Origin of the sequence: Gilliamella sp. ESL0405 (assembly GCF_019469205.1) — a bacterium.
Taxonomy (GTDB): domain Bacteria; phylum Pseudomonadota; class Gammaproteobacteria; order Enterobacterales; family Orbaceae; genus Gilliamella.
This window is the reverse complement of the sequence record NZ_CP048265.1, coordinates 1,008,895-1,034,341: the sequence shown is the minus strand read 5'-3', so window position 1 is coordinate 1,034,341 and position 25,447 is coordinate 1,008,895. Positions and strand designations below refer to the sequence as shown.

Below are 25,447 nucleotides of genomic sequence, written 5' to 3'. Positions count from 1 at the left end.
ACAAATATATGAATATCAGACCATTAAAATTCATCATATTCAAAAGCGTAATTCTCTAGTTGAGGCGTGGGAGATTTACCATTTGGAGCATACTTGCAATTAGGGCTTCTCATTCTTTCTGAAATTAAATGTAAATTTTTTCTTGCTCTAGATGAAAGCACATAGAGTATCTTTTTTGCATTTTCCTCTTTTAGTGAATCATGATCAGCAAAATGCGGTACATAATCATTTAAAAGAGCTATAGCAATAACAACATCATACTCCTCACCTTTTATTCCATGTATCGTAGAAACTGTAATCCCATCTTTTTGTCTAAATATTTTTTTAAAATTATATGTTGTATCAGCATCTGTAATGCCTTCATTACGCAATTTATCCAATCTATTATAAGCACTTTTAATAAATGCTTCTTGTTGCTCCAACAAAATTGGGAATACACTAATATTCAAGCCTAACCTTAAACAAAATTGTTTAAAACTTCTCTCCAAAAAGCTTATTCCTCTAGTCTCAACTATGTCTAGTGAATTACAAACCTTAAGTAATTGCTTTGGGGTTAAATCTACAATATGCATCCCATGTAGATTTAACTGCTCAAGTATTTCTTTAGACCATCTTAAACGCTTCAGATACATATCAGGGGATGGTTCTGTTAAAAAAATTTTTGTTAACTTGTACCAAAAATTTTCAATATCTCTAGAAAATGGGGCTATTCCTGGTCCATTAAAACTATAGTCAGGCATTTTCGCTATTAATTTTCGGGTTAGAGCTGAAACACATACCCATTGTGGAGCAGCAATACAAATCTCTGTAGGTAAGATTTTCTTTTCATTAATATTTAATAAAATCAGTCTTTCTACTTCATCTAATAAATTATCTAGCTTGACTGATTTATTGTAAGTAATTAAGCTCGGGTAGTCTCTATGAATTCCTGCTGCACAAATTGTATTTGAAGAAATTTTATAATTTTCAAAATAATTCACAATCCGTGAAGAAGAACGAAAGTTCATAGTTAAACTAAGTTCTTGAAAATTAATATTAAACAATATATCTAACTCTCTTTTACTTTTACATATCCCACCTAAACCGCCATAAATAGCCTAATTGGGATCTCCAACAATAAATATTTTTGTTTGTTTTGGATCTGATTTTATAATTAGGGCTAAAATATGATATTGAATATCTTTAGTATCTTGATACTCATCAACTAAAATGTATGAGAAAAGCTTATTTAATATCATAAGAATTTTAGGTTCTTGCTCTAATAACTTATAAGAAAACTTCAATATTTGTTCAAAATCAATCTGCTTGCTCTTTTCAAGAATATTGAAATAGTCTTCGTATATTTTATTCAATACATCGTGCTTTCGTGTGTTTGAGCACATAAGTTTATCGCCTGATGTAGTTGCTATATAACCACAATCCCAATAAGTTATCTTAAGTTTTTCAGAGGTATATGTGCTACATAAATCTGTTAAGATTTTTTCAGATTCATAAGAATTTATAACACTGAACCCATATTTTAAATCTGGTAAATATTGATGATATGGTCGTAAGATCCATTCCAAACAAAATGCATGTATTGTTCCAATCCAAAGTTGCTGAGTATCAACTCCTAGCAGTTCAATTCTATCTCTAATTTCATCTGCTGCATTATTGGTATAAGTAATTGCAATAATAAATTTCTTTTCTGAATCTAATTTACTCAGTTCAAGAGCAATTTTATAGGTTAGTGTTCTTGTTTTTCCACTCCCTGGGCAGGCCACCAAAAGAACGTTCTGATCACTTAAAATAGCATTCGATTGCTCCTGTATTAATTCATCTTGGCTCCAACTAAACATTTTTATTTATCTTCTCGAAAAAATTAATCAACTGATCCTCTGGAATAGTAATCTTTAACTTATGAATTATCTTTTTCAAATTATTATCCTCAAGATACGCTGTCAGCAGATTGTTAATATCGTTCTCGGATATCTCTAATTGCTTTAATCTATATCGAATTATTTGTGCTATCACTTTTGGTGAATATTCATCTTTAGCAAAGACTACAGCATCTAATATATAATTTGGAATTATAGTTCTATAGTCTATTATTCCTCCTACCATAATTGCAAACCATCCTTTACCAACTTGATTTGCCATGGTTAGAACTCTTTTTCCATAGACAGCTATTTTACCTGAGGTAATTTCCGTTAGAGACAATTGTTTTGTATCTTCATCAGTATAAATTTGCTCAACCAAACCAGATATTGCCTTTTTATTTAACTCGCTTGCTTTAGTAAAATCCACCTCAAAAGTATGTTCCGCATAATAAGCTCTCAACCAATGATTACCATTAATAAAAGCATCTAATTTTTTTTTACGCTCGATACCTTTCTTTGCTGAGCGCTTTACCCTATTTTTATATTTTTTCTTTTTATCGCTATCATCTTCAATAATATTGACATCACAAATAGCTGCATCTAAATCGGTTATAATTGCACACTTTCTTTGAATACGATCATTGTGAAATAACTGAGCTACATTTTGAAACCCTGTACTACCAATATTGATTAAACTAATTCCTAGCTCATCTAAACTAATACCAAAAACTTGTTTTACTAAAATAGGGATAATGATCTCTTCTGCATCTCCCTCTACTAAAATAACTCCTTTAGCAAACAATAAATTGGAACGGACTATATCTAGATATCTTTGAATCTGAGTAATATTTTTATCTTCTAATTTATGTGATGGTTGATATATCTCTGTTGAAACACCCTTTCTAGACAATATATTCATATTCTTCACATTGCTCACTTCTGATATTTGTGTTGAATGTGTTGAATAAATAATTTGGGTATCGGAATAATTAATACGGTCAAAAAGTGTTTTTTGTATATGGTTATGAATATGTGCTTCAGGCTCTTCTATTATCAAAAAATTAGCCAAAGTCTCTTTGGCTCTCTGATATTTAAATTCTAGTAGCTTCAAAGTCAAAAATATCAGGTTAGCTCCACCTAGGCTTAATTCGTGAATTCCACCTTCAAAATCCTCAGATGTCTCACCAATATACAATTTTAAAGACTGTAACATCTTCTCTGCTTCATCTGAAATACCTGATTTAATTGATAAAGATTTGGGGGTATAAGTTACTCCTGTAGTATCTAATAGTGTAGATTTGATATCTTCTCTAACTTCTTTAACCTTCTCTAACGCTTCAATTTCTTGATTTAACTCTTGTATTTTCCCACTGATTGGAACATATACAGACGTATCTAATTTCTCACTTTGATGCTTCATTAAAGTTAATAATGGATTATTTTTATTACTATGAAAATCACTAACTACATCTCTTAATGCTTGAATAAATGTAAAAGATAAATCCTTAGAGATAGACAGTTGATGTGGAATCTTAGCGCCAAATTTCGAGTCATCAATGTGTTCGGGAAAAATCACATTATAAAAGTCACCAACTAGTTCTAGATAGGTTTCTGGATCATTAAAATCGACAGTGCTTCTGCCCGTAAAATATACTTCATAGTCATTTTCGACTGATATATTATTTAATAATTCTTTAAGTGAATCTTGATCACCTTCTTGCAACTTTGATAATTTATATCTAATACTTTTATTAGGCCTAAAAAATAGATTGTAAGTTGCTCTATCTGGAGAGTCGATATTTTCAGCACCATGAGAAAATAAAGCCTGAATACCTTCATCATTACTCACATCCTTAAATTCAATACTGATAATAATCCAATGCCCACGCCAATCATTTCCTAATTCTCTATTGAAATCATTTTCATTTAATTTATAAGCTGAAGATAATAGCGAATCATCCAATAGTAATCGTATAGCTCTAAATAAATTCGTTTTACCTGATGCATTTTCACCAATTATGGTATTAATTCCTTTATTTAAAATCACCTTAGCATTTTTAAAATTTCTATAATTGACTAAACTTACTTTCGATATATACATTTACTCTTTTCCCACAATTTACTGCTTGATAACACACTTTTAGATTTAGGCTTCAATTTTTATTTTCTAACCATTTCCCCAGTCGTATTATCTATCCAATACTGGTTAATGGTACCATCACTAATAGCTTGCTCTCTTGTTATGTAATCAAGCTAGTTTATGATCATCATATCGCTAGGTTTCTCGCCAAGAAAAGTATACCGTTACAGAAATTCCTTAGAGTTAGTATTTAAAGTAATTTCTTAATACCATTCCAAACCCAGTTATTGTTCGTCTTTTTAGCTTCTACATGTCTAAATAGAGACATTTTTCCATTTTTAGAATCAACGTAATCGCTGCTTACCCCCTCGTTTGATATGATTTCAATAAGTAGCTTGAATAGGTTTTCATCTCGGCGATAAACGTCAAGGAATTGTTGAATATTTTGAGGTTCGTAAACGACACTACTAAAACCTGCATTCTCTTTTTCGTTTCTCACAGGAAAACTAAACACAAAGAATGTTCTTTGTTTAATATCTATACGTAATATCAACACACAAGAAGGATAATATTGATTCAATGACTCACAAACATCTTCCAAAGAAACCAGTGCAAAATCATCAAGTACATTAAAACCACGCTTAGGTGTGTACCAATAAACGTTAGCATCTTGTTCATTGCGTAGGCGTTTAGCATGCTCCCAAATTGTGTCTAGGCGTGACTTACCTTCAATTTCATCTTTATTCAAAATATCGTAAAAACAGTTAGCAATACCTGTATTACCAGTTTTTCCTTCTTTTTCTCCGACACCGTAGTTTTCAGGCTCATCGTAATTTAATAATTTAACATTACCGACTTTTTGAGCTTCTTGAGTAAGTTGAATTCGATTTATTTCTCGTTGTTCTCCAAGCAATTTCAGGTATTCAACAACATCTACTGTTACAAGGTTGTTGACGTTATCTAATGCAATATCAAGTTTTTCAAGTTCATGTTCTCGTTCGTACTTGCGTGTTCTGTATTGAGGTTCGTCATGGACTTGCTTTTTGCCATCTTTACTTACTTTTATTGGAGAATGGTAATAAAGATTAATTGGCTCGCCTTGCGGTTGGCTAATACCTGTAATCTGGCAGCAAAGTACGGAATTTCCTAACTCAATCCCATAGAATGAAAGCTTTATGAGTTGGTCGTGCCAGCAAGGAATAAGATATTTTGGATTTGCTTGACCTTTGGAACTAATGATTTTTTCAGTTACATCTTTCACTACTTTTTTTGTATAAGCATCGTATTTCAAATGATAAAGAAATACGGCATCTTTCGTGGAAAGGTGATTCGGTACAAATACGCCTTTTTCTTTGAAAGATTCGTTCAAACGTAACTTCTGCTCAACCTTGCTCCAGTCATCCGTAATCAATATACGTTTTAATTCGCTAGAATAGCCGTAGTGAGCCATAAAGAAATGTAATGGGTGAACGATATAGGACTTATTTTCGCTTTCAGGTTTGATGACAAGTAATTGATTTCCATCCCCTTTGAATGTATTCAGATAAGACGAATTAACATATTTATCCGCTTCAAAAGGGTGAGATATTTTATCCATCCAAAGAGGCTTATAAGTTAATCCCTCGTTCTTTGAAAAGGTAACTTTGAACTCTTTAAGTTTGAACTTATATTTCGATTCACCATTCTGCCAAATGCTGCCGAATGGAACTTTATGAAGGTAGTTGATAGGTAAAGTAATCTTAAAGAAACTCTGACATTCCTCGCCAGTTTTCGTGTTTATATAGGTGGGATCGGTTAAATTGATAAAAATAACTTCAACGAGTGTTTTAGATTTTTCGAGCGGAAGACGATTTGCATACCAAGTAGCAACATATTTATGGTTTTTATTGTAACGACCGCCAAGTGGTTTACCTTCAAAATACTTCTCTAAATTAAAAGAACAATGCCAGCGAGCTATCTCTAAACTATTATCGTTGAAATATGACATGATCCACTTCCTTTTTAGACCTTTAAGATAGGTAACTGAATTATAAATGATATGGTAGTTATGTGACAATTATTTGTCTGATTTAATAGATATTTGTAACTTTAACACTAAAACGCAGGGGGTTCTGAAAGTTCTTGTCAAGGTTTTGTGTATCTTTTAAGTTATTATTAAAGATAGCAATGTGGATTTTTCGATATTTTTGAAAATATCATGAACAGTTATTTTTATACTAAAACGTAGGTATTCTCTGAAAGTTCTTGACAAGGTCTTTTGTGCTCCTTTTAAGTTATTGCGAAAGATAACGGTTTGGGTTTTGGGATATGTTCAAAAAAATTTTAAAAATTTATTTTTATACTAAAACATAGGTGTTTTCTGAAAGTTCTTGTCAAAATTGGCTATGGTGTTGGGTTTTGTGGGGGGGGGAAAGCCGTCAAGGTTATTGACGGCTTGTTTTTTTTGGTGAATCGTGACTATTTTTTCACTGCTTTGGCATTAGGAAGGTCGGTGACTGTTCCTTCGTAGATTTCTGCCGCTAAGCCTATCGATTCGTGTAAGGTTGGGTGGGCATGGATGGTTAGGGCTATATCTTCTGCATCACAACCCATTTCAACCGCTAGGGTGATTTCACCCAGTAGTTCTCCGCCATTTGCGCCAACAACCGCTCCGCCTAATAGGCGATTGTCTGATTTGTTGAAGATCAGTTTGGTCATCCCTTCTGAACAATCTGAGGCAATTGCTCGTCCGGATGCTGCCCATGGGAAGATCGCTACTTCATAATCGATTCCCTTAGCAATGGCTTCTTTTTCGGTTAATCCAACCCATGCCACTTCCGGCTCGGTGTAAGCAATCGACGGGATAGTTTTTGGATCGAAGTAGTGTTTTTTACCGGCTATCACTTCGGCTGCAACGTGTCCTTCGTGAACACCTTTATGGGCAAGCATTGGTTGACCTACCACATCGCCAATAGCATAAATGTGCGGTACATTGGTGCGCATCTGTTTGTCGACTTCAATAAAGCCACGGTCGGTAACATTGACCCCAGCTTTTTCGGCGCCAATCAATTTTCCGTTTGGTGTGCGTCCAATTGCCACTAATACGGCATCATAAGTATGTGTTTCGCTTGTGCCGTCTTTTTTCTCCATGGTGACGTAAATTGCGTCATGTTTTGCTTCAACGGATGTGACTTTGGTTTCTAGTCTTAAGGTAAACTTCTTCTGAATCTGTTTTGTGAAGACTTTTACCACATCTTTGTCGGCTGCCGGAATGACTTGATCGAACATTTCAACCACGTCCACTTCAGAACCTAGCGCATGGTATACCGTGCCCATTTCCAGACCGATAATTCCGCCACCCATTAACAATAATTTTTTCGGAATGGTGGTTAACGCCAGCGCATCGGTTGAATCCCATATTCTTGGGTCATCGTGCGGTATAAACGGTAGTGTAATAGGACGCGATCCAGCCGCAATGATCGCATTGTCAAACGTAAGTTTAGTAATGCCTTTTGCTGATGTGATATCCATAGTATGGCTACCGGTAAATTGCGCTTCACCTTGAATCACATTGACTTTGCGCATTTTTGCCATGCCGGCAAGGCCATTAGTCAATTGATTGATGACTTTTTCTTTCCATTCACGCACTTTATCAAGTTCGAGTTTTGGCGTGCCAAAATGGATGCCATGAGCGGTTAAGGATTTAGCTTCATCCATCACTTTTGCCACATGAAGTAGAGCTTTTGACGGAATACAGCCCACATTCAAACACACACCACCTAAGGTTGAATAGCGTTCAACTAAAGTGACGTCTAATCCTAAATCGGCTGCTCGGAAGGCTGCGGAGTATCCCGCTGGCCCTGCACCTAATACCACAAGTTGGGTTTTAACTTCTTGACTCATATATGATAGCCTCCTTTACATCACTAAACGACGTAAGTCGGATAATACGTTAGCAATATGGCTTAAGAAGCGTGCACCATCTGCCCCGTCAATCACTCGATGATCGAATGATAGTGATAAAGGTAACATTAAGCGTGGTGTGAATTCTTTTCCATTCCATACCGGTTTCATACTTGAGCGTGATACCCCTAAAATACCGACTTCAGGCGCATTGACAATTGGTGTAAATGAGGTAGTACCAATACCGCCAAGGCTTGAAATGGTGAAGCATCCCCCTTGCATATCTGCGCCGGTTAACTTACCTTCACGGGCTTTTTTCGATACTTCAGCCAGTTCACGTGATAGTTCGATAATGCCTTTTTTGTTGACGTCTTTAAATACCGGTACGACTAAACCATTTGGCGTATCTACCGCAACACCAATATTGATGTATTTTTTAATGATGAGCGTTTGCGCATCTTCCGATAGTGAGCTGTTAAAGCGTGGATAAGCCGTTAAGGCACTAGCGACCGCTTTCATAATAAACACTAACGGAGTGATTTTAACATCAAGTTTCTTTTTGTCCGCTTCGGCGTTTTGTTGCTTACGGAATGCTTCAAGATCAGTGATATCGGTTTCATCAAACTCAGTCACATGCGGGATCATCACCCAATTTCGGTGTAGGTTTGCCCCAGAAACTTTCTGAATTTTGGTTAGCGGTAAGCTTTCCACTTCGCCAAATTTGCTGAAATCAACCTTTGGCCATGGCAGTAAGCCCGGTAATGCGCCGGAAGCTGCGCCGGTTTCCACTTGTTTAACAGCATTTTTAACGTAAGCTTGAATATCTTCACGTAAAATACGATGTTTAGGACCTGTCGGTGGTACTTTTGCTAAATTGACGCCAAATTCACGTGCTAAGCGACGCACAGACGGCGTGGCGTGAGCATAAGCGTCATTTTCAACAAAGTCATCAGCGGTTTTAACCGCAGGTGCCGTCGTTGCCGGAGCGCTGGCTACCGCAACCGGTGCCACATCAGTTTTTGCCGCAGGTGCTGGCGCTGTTGTTGTCGCTGGGCTTGCCGGTGCCGCTGTGGCTGTGACTTCAAACTCCATGATTTTAGAGCCGGTTTTGACTTTGTCACCCACTTTGACTGTAATATTTTTCACAATACCAGCTATTGTTGCCGGTACTTCCATTGACGCTTTATCGCCTTCAACAGTAATTAGCGAGTCATCAACCGCAACACTATCACCGATTTTGACTAAAATTTCAGTTACTTCAACTTCATCACCACCGATATCAGGTACAGTGACATCAACCACTTTGCTGGCTGTCGCTGCGCTGTTTGCCGGGGCAGCCGGTGTTGTAGCTGGCGCATCAGTGGCTTTGGTTTCAGTGCTGGCGGACGCTGCGTTAGCGCCCTCTTCGTCAAATACCATGATATTGACGCCAGTTTTAACTTTGTCGCCCACTTTAACGATGATTGATTTGACGATCCCGGCCTGTGGCGCAGGAATTTCCATTGATGCTTTATCACCTTCAACGGTTAATAACGACTGATCAACTTCAACCCGATCGCCGACTTTAACTAAAATTTCCGTGACTTCAACTTCATCACTACCAATATCAGGTAATTTTATTTCTATACTCATTATTGTTACCTCTTATGCGTTACGTGGGTTAAGTTTGTCGGCATTGATCTCAAACTTTTTGATCGCTTCTTCAACAACACTTGTTTCAATATCACCACGTTTAGCAAGTTCACCCAATGCTGCAACCACAACATAAGATGCATCAACTTCAAAATGATGACGTAAGTTTTCACGACTATCACTGCGTCCAAAGCCGTCGGTACCTAGTACTCGGTAGCTTTCAGCAGGGACAAATCCACGTATTTGCTCGGCATAAAGTTTCATATAATCAGTAGAAACCACAGCTGGATTATTATTCATAATTTGTGCAACATAAGGCACTTTTGGTGTTTCGCTAGGGTGTAACATATTGTAACGTTCACAATCTTGACCGTCTCGTGCAAGTTCAGTAAATGATGTGACGCTGTAGACTTCTGAAGTAATACCATAGTTCTTCGCTAAGATATCAGCCGCTTCTCGTACATGACGTAAAATCGAACCTGAACCTAATAACTGTACAGTTGGTTTACCTTTTTGCCCTTCTACGGTATCAAGTTTGTAGATACCACGGCAGATACCTTCTTCAGCTCCTTCCGGCATAGCAGGTTGTGCATAGTTTTCGTTTAGTGTGGTGATGTAGTAGTAGACATTTTCTTGCTCACCATACATACGACGTAAACCGTCTTGCATAATAACAGCAACTTCATAAGCATATGCCGGATCGTAAGCGATACAATTTGGAATGGTTAATGCTTGGATATGGCTGTGACCGTCTTGGTGTTGTAAACCTTCACCATTTAACGTAGTGCGACCAGATGTACCACCGATCATAAAGCCACGTGCTTGCTGATCACCCGCTGCCCACATTAAATCGCCGACTCGTTGGAAACCAAACATTGAGTAGTAGATATAAAATGGAATCATTGGTAAGTCGTTAGTACTGTATGAAGTTGCCGCTGCCAACCATGAAGCGGTTGCACCACATTCATTGATCCCTTCTTGCAGAATTTGACCTTTTTCATCTTCACGATAGTAAGCCACTTGCTCTCTGTCTTGTGGGGTATATTGTTGACCGTGAGGGTTGTAAATACCGATTTGACGGAATAAACCTTCCATACCAAAGGTACGTGCTTCATCGGCAAGAATTGGCACTAAACGAGGCGCTAGATCTTTATCTTTAAGCATGATATTTAATGCACGCACAAAAGCAATCGTCGTTGAGATCTCTTTAGATTGCGCTTCAAGTAGTGAAGCAAATTCGCTTAATGGCGGAATCGATACACTGCCGGTAAATTTGGTTAATCTTGAAGGTACATAGCCATGTAATGCATCACGGCGTTCATGAATATATTTATATTCCGGTGTATGCTCTTCAAATTTAATGTAAGGCAGTTTTTCAAGGGCTTCATCGGTAACCGGAATGTTGAAGAAATCACGAACATGACGCACGCCGTCCATATTCATTTTTTTCACTTGGTGAGCGATGTTTTTCGCTTCTGCCGCTTCCCCCATACCGTAGCCTTTAATGGTGTGAGCTAAAATGACAGTCGGACGATCTTTAGTCTCTTTTGCTCTTGCAAATGCAGCAAACATCTTAGCCGGGTCTTGACCACCACGATTGAGGCGGAAGATCTCTTCATCGCTCATGTCTTTAACTAATTCGGCTGTTTCCGGATATTTGCCAAAGAAGTGTTCACGGACGTAAGCACCGTCTTTTGATTTTAATGTTTGATAATCACCGTCTAAGGTTTCGTTCATTAAGCGGATTAATTTACCTGAAGTATCTTTCTGTAATAATTTATCCCAGCGATCGCCCCAAAGCACTTTAATCACATTCCAACCCGCACCGGCAAAGACGCCTTCGAGTTCATTGATAATTTTACCATTACCGGTAACAGGACCGTCCAAACGTTGTAAATTACAGTTAACCACAAATACTAAGTTGTCTAATTTTTCACGTGTTGCAACGGTGATTGCGCCTTTTGATTCCGGCTCGTCCATTTCACCGTCACCTAAGAAGGCATAGACAGTTTGTTCAGTAGTATCTTTTAAACCACGATGATTTAAGTATTTTAAGAAACGTGCTTGATAGATTGCACTAATTGGACCTAATCCCATTGATACGGTCGGGAATTGCCAGAATTCAGGCATTAATTTTGGATGAGGGTAAGATGATAATCCTTTACCGTGTACTTCTTGACGGAAATTGTCAAGCTGCTCTTCCGTTAGGCGCCCTTCAATGAAAGCACGTGAGTAGATACCCGGTGAGATATGGCCTTGGAAATAGATTAAATCCCCACCGTCTTTGTCGTTACGAGCACGGAAAAAATGGTTAAAACAGACTTCATAGAAAGTCGCCGCAGATTGGAATGATGCCATGTGTCCGCCAAGCTCTAAATCTTTTTTCGATGCTCTAAGAACCATCATAATGGCATTCCAACGGACAATTGAACGAATGCGCCTTTCAATTTCCCAATCTCCTGGGTATGCTGGTTGTTCTTCTACAGGAATGGTATTGATATAGTTACTGGTTGAAGAGCCGAAAAGTAATGGCACGCCGCCATCTCTTGCTTTGTTGACTATTTGTTCAATAATATATTGCGCACGTTCGACGCCTTCTTCACGTATAATTGACTCAATACTTTTCAGCCAATCTTGCGTTTCGACTGGATCGATATCATTCATTTGCATGTCCGACATATTAAAACCTCTTTTTTGTTTAAAAAAATGCAGTTTTGCTATCCTTAGCTACAACCTATGCCATAACTAACTGTATAAGCTTCAATTCTGCATTATGGAGCTTTATGACTATAAGTCTGCCATTTTCGATAGAAAAGTAAAGCAAACCTAAGCCTAGATGTGCATGTTAATTCCTATCAAATTAATCAACTATTTCAATAGATAATAAGAAAATCGCTGTAATTAATTGATATAAATCAAATTTAACTTGCGGGAGATTATTGAAACCAACTTATTTGGTTATACCTTGAAAGCACTGTAGTTGTCAAGCTATAGTAAAATCTGCTATATATTTGTTAATTAACTGTTAAACGGCGTTGGATTAAAGAATAATCATGATTGTTGATAATATCATCATTAAAGATCTTGGGATCACCCCTTACATGACAGCTTACCATGCTATGCATGAGTTCACGGTTAACCGTGATGCTAACACACCGGATCAAATTTGGTTTGTTGAACATCCTCCGGTTTTCACGCAAGGTAAAGTGGGAAAAGCCGAACATTTGCTAGTTCAATCCGAGATACCGGTTATTCAAACCGATCGGGGTGGGCAGATCACCTATCATGCGCCGGGTCAGCAAATTATGTATGTTTTATTCGATTTAAAAAGAGCAAAAATCGGTATCCGGGATATGGTCAGTTATTTAGAAAATAGTGTCATACAAACCTTAGCACACTATGATATTATAGCTTATGCCAAATCCGACGCGCCCGGTGTATATATTGATGATAAAAAAATCTGTTCGCTAGGCTTACATATCAAACAGGGTTGTACCTTGCATGGGTTGGCACTGAATGTTGATATGGATCTGAAGCCTTTTAATAACATCAATCCTTGTGGTTATGCAGGATTGCAGATGACTCAATTGAAACAATTTAAATCACAAATTGACCGTAATTTAATAAGGAAATTACTCGCTGATAATTTTCTCAGTCAATTACTCAACAAATAAGATATCTAATTATGCAAAATGAAGAAATGACAGTCAGAAGCTCAAAATATCGTGATGCTGACAAAACCCGTTTAATTCCAACAATCACCATAGAAGAAGCAGCACCATTAAAAAAACCCGATTGGATGAGAATTAAACTTTCAGCACATTCCGATAATATTGCGCATATCAAATCCACACTGCGTAAACATGGATTACACTCAGTGTGCGAGGAAGCCTCGTGCCCCAATTTGGCAGAGTGTTTTAACCACGGTACAGCGACTTTTATGATCTTAGGTGATATCTGTACACGGCGCTGTCCATTTTGTGATGTTGCCCACGGTAGACCTTTACCACCCGATCAGCAAGAGCCACTAAAATTGGCTAAAACCATTGAAGAGATGAAATTGCGCTATGTGGTCATTACCTCAGTTGACCGAGATGACCTTAAAGACGGCGGAGCAAGCCATTTTGCAGCTTGTACACAACAGATTCGCGCCTTAAGCCCGAATGTCAAAGTCGAGACCCTTACGCCCGATTTCCGTGGATGTATCGAGCAAGCGGTCGAGGTATTGAGCGAAGCACCACCCGATGTGTTTAACCATAATTTAGAAAACATTCCGCGTTTATACAAAAAAATTCGACCGGGGGCAAACTATCAAGGTTCGTTGAAATTACTGGCAGCATTTAAAGAGAAGCATCCGGATATTCCAACCAAATCCGGGCTAATGGTCGGGTTGGGCGAAACCAATGAAGAGTTAATTCAAGTGTTGAAAGATTTACGTACGCACGGCGTGACCATGCTAACTTTGGGTCAATATTTGCAACCCAGTCAGTACCATTTACCGGTTGAGCGCTATGTCTCGCCGGCTGAATTTGATGAATTGAAACAGATCGCTTTAGATATGGGATTTACTCATGCGGCCTGTGGTCCATTTGTTCGCTCATCGTATCATGCCGATTTGCAAGCTATGGGAAAAGAGGTGAAGTAATCTTCACCTTTTTTTATTTAGTTATCCACCACCATAAAGCGACGGTTTTCAGTCACAATCTGCAAAAATAGCGGTAAACTCATCTTTTCACTTTTTTGTAACTTGCCAGTTAAATTGTAGATTTTTGAACGACCAAAGGCATCAATAACAATCGTTTTATCGTCATACAAGGCTGCAATTGCATTTTCACCCCCAGCCACAACCCATTGCCGTGGGCTTTGATTAAATAAGTTTTTACCTTGACTGTATTGTTGTGGTGGCGTTGTTACATTCAATACGTCTTGCATTAATGTGCGTAAAATATCTGTTTGAGATGTAATATCAGTGATTTTTGCTTTATCTTTATTTGGCCATGCGATAATCAATGGCATTTTAAGCACTTCCCGATTAAAACGATCACCACTTTCACGGAAAACCAATTTTTTGCTTTCATCAATCGAAATATCATTTGAGCCGGTGATAATAATCACCGTGTTATCATAAGCGCCACTTTGTTTCAGATAGGCGATCAAGGATTGTAAATATTGATCTAACTTTTTAGCATCTGACGCTAATTCGGCAATGGTCATCTTTTTGTTTTTCACGCCAAGCGAGTAGTGGATCAATGAGAACAGTGGCGCGTGATTTTCAAGTTTATTTTGCTCATCGTGCCATGCCATCCAATAGTCGGTAGTTTGTTTATTGGACTGTTTTTTCGGTTCCGGCAGCGTAAAGTTAGACAGTAACGCATAACGGTATAAAGGCTCAACAAACCCGCTGGATGAAAACAATCCAAGATTGTAGTGTTGCTTAGCAACAGTATCAAATAAAACCGAAGTCTTATGGCTAGCCAAAATACTGTTGTAATAATTAGGATCTAATCCATAAAACAGTGAAAAGTTATTCAAATAGGCTTGATTGCTAGCACTAAAGTGGTTGTCGAACTGTAGATTGTCTTGTGCAAATTCTTTTAGCCAAGGCATATTGTTGGCTAATAGCTGTTCACTCCAACCGTCAATGACAACCATTAATACATTTTGCTTTGTTTGTGGCTCATCAAATACCACTCGTCCCAGTGGGTATTCGATAGCAATAGCAAATGGGTTGCCTTCTTGAATGGTGCGATTTCGGTAGTCGTTCTCTTCAATAAAGCCATATCGTTCAAGGAAATGACGAGCCGTTAACGGGTAAGATAACGGTAAACTCGAACGTTGCATTGTAATTGGACGATAAAAGTTCGCATCAGCCCAGATATGAATTAGGTGAGATGAAACAAAACAGAGAATAAAGCCGATAACAACTGGTTTTGCATAGCGCTTACGTTTACTTAAACTACGCAGTTTTTTCCAGCTCCATAACGAAAATAGAATTTCAATCAGTAAAATAAACGGAATTAAAATAAATGCTGTGCTTAAAAAAGAGGCTTTATTTGAACTCAGTAACTGCCAAATTGATAAGTTAAGGTGCATTCTGAAATGTGAAAAGACCTCTAAATCAATTAACAGTAAAGTAATTCCTAAAGTGGCAATAATAGTGGCGAAAATCCGCTGCCAACGTGAGGAATGGATAAAAAAACTGAGCGGAAAAATAAGTACCAAATAAGTAATAAATGTCAAATAACTAAAATGCCCCATTACACTAATAATGGCATAAAATCGCCCCATAAATGTACGTGGCCAATCAGCGATCACCAAATATTGACTACCCAGTATAATGACTACAAAAATATTAAACAGCGTGAACCAGTGTCCCCAACTGACAATCTGCGAAGCTTGGTCATCTTTGATGTGATTATTTTTGAGTTTGAGCATATATAATTGTTGATAATGATATTAAATGAAGAAAACGAAACATTAAAAATTCCCGACAGTTTACCCGATTTTGAAAAATCTTTCTGTAATTTTTTTATTTGTTAGCACAAAGATCCCTGTTATCTGTTGGCGTTGTAATCGATACTTGCTATAATTCAAAATATAATTTAGCTGATCAAATAAGATAATAATTTTGGCAATCAAACAACTCAAATCACAACAGATCCAACCCGATACAAATCTAATCGTAGAACTTGAAAAAAAGAACAAAACACAGACCGATTTACCGGATTTTGGATCAACAAATGTGCTCGCTTGGCAACCTCGTGTCGCCTCAGCGGTATCGCTTTTATGCAATAACAAGACATCAAAATATCGCTCTCGTTTTATGTTATTAAAAGCCACCGAAAGCGAGCTATTTTTTGATTTGTTAAAACAATCGGTTAAAACCAACTTAGCTGAGCCAGCGTTAGGGTATAGTTACAATATTAGTGAAAATAAAATCACTTTAACCACGGCCAAAACCCGTCAAGACAACTTTGCTATTGAAGATAATTGCTTAGCGCAAACTAGCGTTGATCTAGAAAAACTCTTTGGCTGTGTCAGGCAGCCGGACAATCGTCCAATCAAATTGCAAGCAGGGTTAGTTCATCACGCTAATGGTGGTGTGCTCATTTTAGGTTTGCGTTCGCTATTATCGCAACCTGCATTGTGGGTTAAATTAAAACAGATGATTAATAATGGCGTGTTTGAATGGTTTTCAGCCGATGATGCCCACCCTTTACCGTTAACCATTCCAGCCATGCCGCTAGATTTACGGTTAATTTTAGTTGGTGACCGGCTAAGTATGACTGAATTGCAGGAGTTTGAACCGGAGTTTTTCAATTCAGCTATCTATGCTGAATTTGAAAACGAATTAACAATATCATCAGACAAGCAAATCGATCTGTGGACGAATTATCTGCAATTTATTGCCCAACAATTACAATTACCGGCTATTGAACCGACTGCTTTTATGACAATATTTAAACAAGCAACCCGTTTTACCGGCGATCAAAACTGTCTTCCGTTATCGGTAGAGTGGGCACAATCGCTACTGCTTGAGGCAAGTTATTTTGCCGAAAATAATCAGATTGATAAACTTGCTGTGGGTAAAGCACTTGAACAAAAAGGATGGCGTGAGAACTATCTCACTGAGCGCTTTCATGATGAGTTTTTTACCGATCAAATCGTGATTAATACTAAAGACCAAGTTGTCGGGCAAATTAATGGGTTATCCGTTCTTGAATACCCCGGCTACCCAAAAGCAATTGGTGAGCCAACCCGAATAAGTTGCCTTGTGCATTATGGCGACGGTGAATTTATTGATATTGAGCGCAAAACCGAACTGGCAGGAAATATCCACTCTAAAGGTATGATGATTATGCAGGCTTTTATTATGTCTGAATTTGCCATTAATCATCAATTGCCCTTTTCTACATCGTTAGTATTTGAACAATCTTATAGCGAGATTGACGGTGACAGTGCATCGCTAGCCGGTTTATGCGCGATTATTAGCGCCCTATCCGGTCAAGCTATCGACCAGCAATTGGCAGTAACCGGCTCAGTGGATCAATTCGGTCATGTTCAATCAATCGGCGGGGTAAATGAAAAAATTGAAGGATTTTTTGCCGTTTGTCAGCATCAAGGCTTAACCGGCCAACAAGGTGTGATTATTCCGGCGAGTAATCAACGCCATTTAAGTTTAAGTGATGAGGTGATAGCTGCGGTTGAGCAAGATAAATTCTCGATTTGGACGGTAGAGCATATCGCTGATGCCCTGTATTTATTAACCGGCATTCCCTACAAAGATGAGGCGAATATCAGCCTATATAAATTGATTCATGCTCGTATGCAGTCACTGCTAGTGCAAGAAAAAAAGCAAGATAGTTGGTTTAGCAGGTGGCAAAAATATTGCAAAAAATAGCAATACACAATAAACTTTACCGCCAGGCGCCATTGATAAATGGCTAAGTAACTCACATTACACCGTTACTATTATGCGTAATATTTTAGTCAATAGTGATGTTTATAATCGTGTATGTAATGACAAAATAAAAGGCTTTTTTATGACATTTGAACGTAAATCTTCGTACGATAAAGCGGATCTCATTAAATCAGGAAACAATGAACTCTTTGGTCATGACGGTCCCCCATTACCTTCTGATTTAATGTTAATGATGGATCGTGTTGTTAACATGGATGAGCAAGGCGGTAACTTTGGCAAAGGTTATGTTGAAGCTGAACTTGATATTAACCCTGACTTATGGTTTTTCAAATGTCATTTTAAAAATGATCCGGTGATGCCCGGTTGCCTTGGGCTTGATGCCATGTGGCAATTAGTTGGCTTTTATTTAGGCTGGATTGGTGGTAAAGGTAAAGGTCGAGCGCTGGGCGTAGGCGAGGTAAAATTCGCTGGTCAAGTATTACCAACCAATAAAAAAGTCACCTATAAAATACATTTTAAACGTGTCATTAACCGTAAATTAATTATGGGTATCGGTGACGGTGAAGTTTATGTTGACGGTAAACTTATCTATCAAGCTTCTGATCTAAAAGTCGGGCTATTTCAAGATACTAACGCTTTTTAATTTTTAGTTAAGCTTACTCAGCCTTACAGTTAATCGGTAAGGCTGATCGATAGTTTAATTTTCCAATCTATCTCGCCACTCTGCCAAATCTGTATTTCTGACTATTTTGATATTACTAACCTATCTTCCATAAGTGATTTTAGTCAATCAATTCGCAATTCAGTGAAAAACGGATAGCTAGCAAACGAATCTAATTGATGAATAACAAGCTATTATTGGCTTGATGCAGCTTTACTCATTTAGTATTTTTGAAATTGCTACCCTCTCTTCCATAAATGATTTAGTCAATCAATCCGCAATTTAGTGAAAAACGGATAGCTAGCAAAGGAATCTAATTGATGAATAACAAGCTAGTATTGGGCTATATACACGCTTTGCGCATTTAGTATTTTTGATATTATCAGTATAATAATTTAAATTTTTGTAATTGTTGCCACTTATGAAATTAGTTAATCGTTTTTTCCTTGCAATTTTATTATTTTGCCTGTCAATTGGTGTAGTTTTTGCCGACTTAAATGGTGCGGTCATTAAGGTGCTCGACGGTGATACGATCGATTTACTGACAATCACAAACCAAAAAGTACGAATCCGTTTGCTGGATATTGATGCACCGGAGAAAGGTCAAGCATATGGTAATGCATCAAGAAAATATTTAGCCTCACTTATTGCCGGCAAATATGTGTTTGTCAAAGCAAACAAAAAAGATATTTACAATAGGACATTAGGCACGATCTTTTATAATAAAATGAATATTAATGCCAAAATGGTTGAAAATGGTTATGCGTGGGCATATCGATATCGAGGTAAAGCAAGCAATAAATTAATGGTTAAACGAGAAAAGCAAGCCAAATTAAACAACAAAGGGCTATGGAAAGACAAAAATCCGATAGCCCCTTGGCAATTTCGTTATCGTAATAAACAATAAACCTTAACTAAATATTATTTTTTAGTAGGCGTAGCTGCTTGAGCTTGTTTAAGTGCTTCAATACCTTGTTTACATGCAGATTCTTGAGTATCAGTAGGCATTGCCGCTACTTGTTGTTTGCTTTGCTCAAGTCCTGATTTCATCATTTCTAATTGTTCTGCTGTTAATCCTGCAGTTGGCATATCTTTGATATATTCATCGATGCTATCAAAGTAAGTTTGACAAGTAGCAGATAAATCAGCCATGGCAAAAGAAGATAAACTTAATAATACAACAGATAATGCTAACTTTTTCATTGTGTTTCCTTATAATCAATTAATTTTCATTAGATTGTTGTCAACATAAAACAACATTGCTTAAAAAGCAGGAATTATAATATAAAACAAAATGGTAAAAGTCTAGAAAAAAGAAGTAAAGAAATACTGAGGTGGGAACTTACCAGTAACAAGTTACTGGTAAGAAAATAATCAAAATTAGATTATTGTTACATCTGCAGCAGAAGGACCACGTGGGCTATCTTGAATTGAAAATTCAACTTGTTGACCTTCGCCTAAAGTTTTGAATCCGTCACCAGTAATCGCTGAGAAGTGAACAAATACATCTTTGCTGCCGTCAGCAGGAGATATAAAACCAAAACCTTTACTTTCGTTGAACCATTTAACTTGACCTGTTTTTTTAGACATAATAATTTTCCTATAAATAAATTTATCTCAGCCATTAAGGGCTATATTCAAATACATAAAACCTAGACTACTTAAGAACACTGAGAAGAAAAGATGAAGAAAACTAATACAAATCTTGATATCAAGTAAACTACAAACTACGCGAATCAAATGTTACAAAATAAATCTGCATGTTATATGCTGGTGACTATTAACGCACAAAATGTTAAACAACGCAAGCAATCTTTCAATTTATTTAGCTATCCTCGCTAAAAAATCATTTATCATAATTGATTAGTGAGGATACCTTGACCCCGATAATAAAATTCAATGATTACTTTTCAGCAAGCGCTTTTGATTTATTGATCGTTGCTTCAACTGCATCAATCACCGCTGCTCTAAAGCCTTTTTCTTCAAGCATCTGCACCCCTTCAATAGTGGTGCCAGCCGGTGAGCAGACCATATCTTTCAACTCGCCGGGATGTTTGCCAGTAGCGAGTAACAGTTTGGCTGATCCCATTACGGCTTGCGCTGCAAATTTATAGGCTTGTTTTCTTGATAATCCGGCTTTGACAGCACCGTCAGCTAGCGCTTCGATAAACATAAAAACAAAAGCCGGTGAAGAACCACTCGCACCAATAACGGCATCAATTAAATATTCGGGGACAACTTCAGTTTCGCCAATACAATTTAATAATCGTTGTACAATCGACAGCTCATCATCTGTCACTTCAGTATTTGGCGTAATGGAGCACATCGCCGCATTAACTAATGCCGGTGTATTTGGCATAACTCGGACAATTTTTTGTTCATAGCCGACACATTTGGCTATGGTTTTAATTGTCACGCCTGCTGCAATTGAGATCACAATAGTATTTTTCTTCAATTCTTTTTGAATATCGTTTAACACATCAACAATGACATTAGGCTTTACCGCAATAAAAACAAGATCGGATTCACGTGCGACATCTCTGGCTGACGCTAAATTATTGATTGCATGTGATGCATTTAATGCTTGCCCTTTTTCAAGGTGAGGATCATAAACATAAATTTGGTTTCCTTGCACAATATTACTGGTTAATATGCCTTGTAATATAGCATTTCCCATATTGCCCAAACCGATAATACCTATACGCTGTTCCATCTATTTTACTCCCCCATTTTTTGAGCTAAATTTGTAACGATTATAGATTACTTTATGCCTAAAACTCAAATCAAAAGCACAGGCATCATGCTCTGTAAATCCCTGCTTCGATGTTGCAATACCGCATCGCCTTTTATCAATATTTTACTCAGTGATTGAATGATGAGTATCAGGCATCAGTTGCATGCCATGTTGTTGTCCGGTCTGTATTAACGATAAAATCTGTTTGGTTTTGCCCTCTTTTATTAAGTTAGCAACTGCCGGAGTGTTAATCAGGACTTCAAAAAGGGCTTTACGCTGGTTATCAACCGTGATTAATTGCTGGCATACAATCGCTTGTAAACTATCGGATAATTGACTACGGATAAAGTTTTGCGCATTGCCTTCAAATACATCTATCAGACGATTTATCGTTTCAATCGCCGAACGGGTATGTAATGTTGCTAAAACTAAATGTCCCGTTTCAGCAACCGACAAAGCCGCTTCGATCGATTGTTTATTGCGTAGTTCGCCAAATAGGATAATATCGGGATCTTGTCTTAAAAGACTTTCCATTGCTTGATCAAATTGCGATAATTCACGTTGTTCAATTAATGACTTGTCATTTTGATAGATATACTCAATAGGATCTTCTAAAGTAATAATATGTTTTGCTTGGGTTTGATTTATATATTGGATTAAGGATGCTAATGTGGTTGATTTACCACTACCGGTTGCGCCGGTAATCAGAATGATTCCCGATTGTTGGTTAACAAGCGTTTTTAAAACAGCAGGGACGCCAATTTCAGACATGTCAGCAATGCGGTCATTGATAATTCGAAATACTGCCGATATGCCACGTTGTTGATAGAAAATATTAACCCGAAAGCGCCCTATTTCATTGTGAAATGCCAAATCAAGTTGGCCATATTGCTGCAACTTATTTACCTGACACATATCGAGCAAGGCAAACAGTTCTGTTTCCAGTTGCGTTGATGATAATTTGTTATCTGATACAAATTGCAATTGTCCGTTAATACGCATACACGGGAAAGCGCCGCTGGAAAGGTGCAAATCCGAGGCATTTTGCGCTACACTAAGTGACAAAATTGATTTTAACATTTACTTTAACCTAAAATTTAATTGAGAATAAACATGAATACTGTAACTGACAATTTAAAGACAATTAAAAATGAAATAATCCAAATCGCTCAACAATGCGATCGTGATCCCAATTCCATTGAGCTTATTGCTGTCAGTAAAACAAAACCTGTCGAATTAATCACACAAGCGATTGAAGCAGGACAATTCTCTTTTGGTGAAAATTATGTGCAAGAAGGTGTTGAAAAGATCCAATATTTCAAACAACATCAGCCAGCTACTGCATTGATTTGGCATTTTATTGGTCCGTTGCAATCGAATAAAACCAAATTAGTTGCGGAAAACTTTGATTGGATGCACACGTTAGATCGTTTCAAAATCGCACAGCGTTTAAATGATCAACGCCCCGATAACATGGCAAAACTTAATGTTCTTATCCAAGTCAATATTAGCCAAGAAGCCAGTAAATCCGGAATATTACCGCAGCAAGTTGAGGATTTAGTTGAGCAGGTTATCACTTTGCCTAAGCTAAATTTAAAAGGGTTAATGGCGATACCGGAAATAGAAAATGATGTTGAAAAGCAATTGGCTGTTTTTCAACAAATGCAACAGCTTTTACAATCATTACAGGTAAAATACCCATTTATGGATCAGTTATCCATGGGCATGAGTGGCGATATGAAAGCAGCCATTATGGCAGGCAGTACCATGGTACGCATTGGCACTGCGATCTTTGGAGCAAGACAATATTTATGATATATTGCTGGCAGATAATATATTAAGGAGTACTAAATGATATCACTTATCTTCCTGGGAAATACTGTTTTAACCGTTTGCTTATATGTCATCATTTTACGCTTGTGGATGCAACGAGTGCGGGTTAATTTCGATTTTCCATTCACACAATTTATTGTTCGCATTACCCAACCGGTAATTGCCCCGCTACGAAGATTGATTCCGTCAATTGGGCGGATAGATACCGCCACATGGGTTATCTTTTATATCGTTGCAATAATTAAAGTTATTTTCTTATTTCGCTTTAAAGTGATAAATGCACCACTGTGGAATTCTGCCTATTTATGGTATGCCGTTGCGGTTATGGCACATGCAATTGGACACTTACTATTTTGGTTACTATTTTTTAGAGCGCTTTTAAGTTGGATAAGTCGTGGTCAATCTTCTGCCGACCAGTTACTTGCTCAATTAACCGAGCCATTGGTTGCACCAATCCGTCGTGTCGTTCCACCGATTGGCATGATCGATATCTCATTTATGATAGTGATGTTTATCTTAATCTTTTTGAATTTATTCGCTATTGATATTTTTGGTAATTTTTGGTTAATGCTATAAGCATTTAAAAAAAGGGAGCAATGCTCCCTTTTTTATAGAATGTGATCTTCCCAAAAAATCACATCTTTTTCGTAAACAATCCTATTTCTGACCGATATTTTAAGTTTATGCATCATTTTTTTACTTCCCGTTATCAGCGGGTGCCACTCTGGCAGTTCGCCTGTTTGAGAAAAATAACGGTAGGTACATGTTAAAGGCAACCACTCAATAGTCAGCAGATTTTCACGGGTTAACTTGACGCAATCAGGCTCATAGTCAAAACGATTGTGATAATGTTTACATTGGCAAGTTTTTGAATCAAGTAAATTACACGCTACGTTGGTGTATAGGATTTCGTCAGTATCTTCATCCATTAATTTATTCAAGCAGCACTGACCACAACCGTCACACAGTTGTTCCCATTCATCATCTGTCATTTGCTCAAGTGTTTTGTGTTGCCAAAATGGTTCAATCATACTTTAAAGTCATCTTCATGTAACATTTGTAAGAAAAATCCATCGACCTTGATCTTTTCCTCTATCTCATCAGAAGTGCCAACAACAAACCGTCGTTTTCCGTCCAATAATACTTTCATAACAAATACAGGCTTGCCAAAAATTGACATTACATTTTCAGGAATTGCGGAAAAATCATTTTCATTTTCCATATATAAATAACAGTTCTCTTTTTTATCACTACGATAAATATAACACCACATCATAAAAATAAAACCTTACTCGACTACCTACTTAAGACTATTTTGTAAATAAACACCTGCGCCAAATAGCCCCGGGTCTTCATGCGTTATCACATAAACCGGTACTTTTTTAACCAGATAAGACATTCGTCCTTTGTGTTCAAATGCTTCTCTAAATGGCGATGTTTTAAAAAATTCAATAAAGCGTGGCACAATACCACCGGCAATATAAACCCCACCAAGTGTATTGAGGGTTAGCGCTAAGTTGCCACCAAATCGCCCCATAAACGTACAAAAATAGGTTAATGTTTCTAAACAAATCGGACAACTATTAGCAAGCGCTTTTTTGACGATAATATCAGGTGTCACATCTTCAACAGGTTGATTGTGGATCTGTAATAACGCTTGATAAATATTAACAATACCATTGCCCGATAAAAAACGCTCACTTGAAACACGCCCAAATTTTTTGCGCAACTGAGCTAAAATACGGTCTTCTGCGTCATTGGTCATCGGCAGTTCAGTATGTCCACCTTCACCGGGCAAGCTAATCCAGTTGCCATTGACTTTAATTAAGTGAGAAACGCCCAATCCGGTACCTGCGCCATAAATAGCTATCGGATAATCAAGGTCAGGCTCTTCGCCCCCTATTTTTACCAAATCTGATTTCGGTAGTTGGGGAATCGAACTCGAGACCGCCATAAAATCGTTAATCACTTCAAGTTTGCTTAGATTTAATTCTTTAATCAGCGCTGAACGTGAAAAGGATAAATTATTATTGGTCATATTAATGACATCATCTTCACCAATCGGGCAAGCGATAGCAATACAAGCCTTATCGATTGTCGTTGATTGAGACGCTAAATAATCTTTAATCAGTTTAAGTAAATCATCGTTTTTTGAAATCAGAATTTTGGTGATAGCGGAAAGCTCGTTAGTTGCTAAATTGTATAATGCGAAGCGGGCATTGGTTCCACCAATATCAGTGACTAGTGCGTATTGACTCATTGTATTCCCTTGTGTAAAAAATAAATTCTTTTTAATTGAACTGCAAGCTTTTACATCTATCAGTTGCCAAAAGCATAATAGCTT

22 protein-coding genes are annotated in these 25,447 nt (G+C 37.5%); 7 read left to right on the top strand and 15 right to left on the bottom strand.

Annotated features, from left to right (window positions below):
* Positions 1-23: 23 nt before the first annotated feature.
* The 7 genes from GYM74_RS04600 to aceE form a co-directional block, all read right to left on the bottom strand.
* Positions 24-1,043: a 3'-5' exonuclease gene (locus tag GYM74_RS04600; RefSeq protein WP_220219314.1), complete on the bottom strand. Its 1,020-nt coding sequence runs from the start codon at positions 1,041-1,043 to the stop codon at positions 24-26.
* A 54-nt stretch (positions 1,044-1,097) separates the two neighbouring features.
* Entirely contained in the window at positions 1,098-1,838 is a 741-nt protein-coding gene (locus GYM74_RS04595) for a UvrD-helicase domain-containing protein (protein ID WP_220219313.1), read from the bottom strand.
* Positions 1,831-3,960, bottom strand: a complete 2,130-nt coding sequence (locus GYM74_RS04590) for an ATP-dependent endonuclease (protein ID WP_220219312.1) — start codon at positions 3,958-3,960, stop codon at positions 1,831-1,833. The genes GYM74_RS04595 and GYM74_RS04590 overlap by 8 nt, the downstream gene beginning before the upstream one ends.
* Before the next feature lie 229 nt (positions 3,961-4,189).
* Entirely contained in the window at positions 4,190-5,926 is a 1,737-nt protein-coding gene (locus tag GYM74_RS04585; RefSeq protein WP_220219311.1) for a hypothetical protein, read from the bottom strand.
* A gap of 470 nt (positions 5,927-6,396) precedes the next feature.
* Complete coding sequence (gene lpdA / locus GYM74_RS04580) at positions 6,397-7,821, bottom strand: dihydrolipoyl dehydrogenase (RefSeq protein WP_220219310.1); 1,425 nt, start codon at positions 7,819-7,821, stop codon at positions 6,397-6,399.
* Positions 7,822-7,836: 15 nt separating this feature from the next.
* Complete coding sequence (gene aceF, locus GYM74_RS04575) at positions 7,837-9,453, bottom strand: pyruvate dehydrogenase complex dihydrolipoyllysine-residue acetyltransferase (protein ID WP_220219309.1); 1,617 nt, start codon at positions 9,451-9,453, stop codon at positions 7,837-7,839.
* A gap of 12 nt (positions 9,454-9,465) precedes the next feature.
* The gene (gene aceE / locus GYM74_RS04570) at positions 9,466-12,132 is read right to left on the bottom strand and encodes a pyruvate dehydrogenase (acetyl-transferring), homodimeric type (RefSeq protein ID WP_220219308.1); all 2,667 of its coding nucleotides are present in this window, start codon (positions 12,130-12,132) and stop codon (positions 9,466-9,468) included.
* 374 nt (positions 12,133-12,506) lie between these two features.
* Between aceE and lipB the strand changes: the two genes are divergently transcribed.
* Both lipB and lipA read left to right on the top strand, forming a co-directional pair.
* On the top strand, positions 12,507-13,127 hold the full coding sequence (gene lipB / locus GYM74_RS04565; RefSeq protein ID WP_220219307.1) for a lipoyl(octanoyl) transferase LipB: 621 nt from the start codon (positions 12,507-12,509) through the stop codon (positions 13,125-13,127).
* Between the two features lie 11 nt (positions 13,128-13,138).
* Positions 13,139-14,098 (top strand): lipoyl synthase, encoded by a 960-nt coding sequence (gene lipA, locus GYM74_RS04560; RefSeq protein WP_220219306.1) that lies wholly within the window; start codon positions 13,139-13,141, stop codon positions 14,096-14,098.
* A 17-nt stretch (positions 14,099-14,115) separates the two neighbouring features.
* On the opposite strand, the gene GYM74_RS04555 is transcribed toward lipA, so the two are convergent.
* Positions 14,116-15,888 carry a DUF3413 domain-containing protein gene (locus GYM74_RS04555; RefSeq protein ID WP_220219305.1) on the bottom strand — a complete coding sequence of 591 codons (1,773 nt, stop codon included), beginning with the start codon at positions 15,886-15,888 and terminating at the stop codon, positions 14,116-14,118.
* A 193-nt stretch (positions 15,889-16,081) separates the two neighbouring features.
* On the opposite strand from GYM74_RS04555, the gene GYM74_RS04550 reads away from it, so the two are divergent.
* The 3 genes from GYM74_RS04550 to GYM74_RS04540 all read left to right on the top strand — a co-directional run bounded on the left by GYM74_RS04550 (position 16,082) and on the right by GYM74_RS04540 (position 19,443).
* Positions 16,082-17,854 carry a Lon protease family protein gene (locus GYM74_RS04550; RefSeq protein WP_220219304.1) on the top strand — a complete coding sequence of 591 codons (1,773 nt, stop codon included), beginning with the start codon at positions 16,082-16,084 and terminating at the stop codon, positions 17,852-17,854.
* 142 nt (positions 17,855-17,996) lie between these two features.
* Positions 17,997-18,518, top strand: a complete 522-nt coding sequence (gene fabA / locus GYM74_RS04545) for a bifunctional 3-hydroxydecanoyl-ACP dehydratase/trans-2-decenoyl-ACP isomerase (protein ID WP_220219625.1) — start codon at positions 17,997-17,999, stop codon at positions 18,516-18,518.
* Positions 18,519-18,957: 439 nt separating this feature from the next.
* Positions 18,958-19,443, top strand: a complete 486-nt coding sequence (locus GYM74_RS04540) for a thermonuclease family protein (protein WP_220219303.1) — start codon at positions 18,958-18,960, stop codon at positions 19,441-19,443.
* A gap of 14 nt (positions 19,444-19,457) precedes the next feature.
* Here GYM74_RS04540 and GYM74_RS04535 read toward each other — a convergent pair whose 3' ends face one another.
* From GYM74_RS04535 to GYM74_RS04520, 4 genes are all read right to left on the bottom strand, one after another.
* On the bottom strand, positions 19,458-19,739 hold the full coding sequence (locus GYM74_RS04535) for a DUF5339 domain-containing protein (RefSeq protein WP_220219302.1): 282 nt from the start codon (positions 19,737-19,739) through the stop codon (positions 19,458-19,460).
* Positions 19,740-19,916: 177 nt separating this feature from the next.
* The gene (locus GYM74_RS04530) at positions 19,917-20,126 is read right to left on the bottom strand and encodes a cold shock domain-containing protein (protein ID WP_220219301.1); all 210 of its coding nucleotides are present in this window, start codon (positions 20,124-20,126) and stop codon (positions 19,917-19,919) included.
* A gap of 313 nt (positions 20,127-20,439) precedes the next feature.
* Positions 20,440-21,249: a pyrroline-5-carboxylate reductase gene (proC, locus tag GYM74_RS04525; RefSeq protein WP_220219300.1), complete on the bottom strand. Its 810-nt coding sequence runs from the start codon at positions 21,247-21,249 to the stop codon at positions 20,440-20,442.
* Between the two features lie 144 nt (positions 21,250-21,393).
* Positions 21,394-22,350 carry a type IV pilus twitching motility protein PilT gene (locus GYM74_RS04520; protein WP_220219299.1) on the bottom strand — a complete coding sequence of 319 codons (957 nt, stop codon included), beginning with the start codon at positions 22,348-22,350 and terminating at the stop codon, positions 21,394-21,396.
* 33 nt (positions 22,351-22,383) lie between these two features.
* Between GYM74_RS04520 and GYM74_RS04515 the strand changes: the two genes are divergently transcribed.
* Complete coding sequence (locus GYM74_RS04515; protein ID WP_220219298.1) at positions 22,384-23,085, top strand: YggS family pyridoxal phosphate-dependent enzyme; 702 nt, start codon at positions 22,384-22,386, stop codon at positions 23,083-23,085.
* Positions 23,086-23,121: 36 nt separating this feature from the next.
* Positions 23,122-23,679 carry a YggT family protein gene (locus GYM74_RS04510; RefSeq protein WP_220219297.1) on the top strand — a complete coding sequence of 186 codons (558 nt, stop codon included), beginning with the start codon at positions 23,122-23,124 and terminating at the stop codon, positions 23,677-23,679.
* 32 nt (positions 23,680-23,711) lie between these two features.
* Here the strand turns inward: GYM74_RS04510 and GYM74_RS04505 are convergent, their stop codons facing one another.
* The 3 genes from GYM74_RS04505 to glk are packed head-to-tail and all read right to left on the bottom strand — an operon-like array spanning position 23,712 to position 25,363.
* Complete coding sequence (locus GYM74_RS04505) at positions 23,712-24,134, bottom strand: YcgN family cysteine cluster protein (RefSeq protein WP_220219296.1); 423 nt, start codon at positions 24,132-24,134, stop codon at positions 23,712-23,714.
* Entirely contained in the window at positions 24,131-24,379 is a 249-nt protein-coding gene (locus GYM74_RS04500; protein ID WP_220219295.1) for a YcgL domain-containing protein, read from the bottom strand. The genes GYM74_RS04505 and GYM74_RS04500 overlap by 4 nt, the downstream gene beginning before the upstream one ends.
* Before the next feature lie 24 nt (positions 24,380-24,403).
* Complete coding sequence (glk, locus tag GYM74_RS04495; protein WP_220219294.1) at positions 24,404-25,363, bottom strand: glucokinase; 960 nt, start codon at positions 25,361-25,363, stop codon at positions 24,404-24,406.
* Between the last annotated feature and the right edge of the window lie 84 nt (positions 25,364-25,447).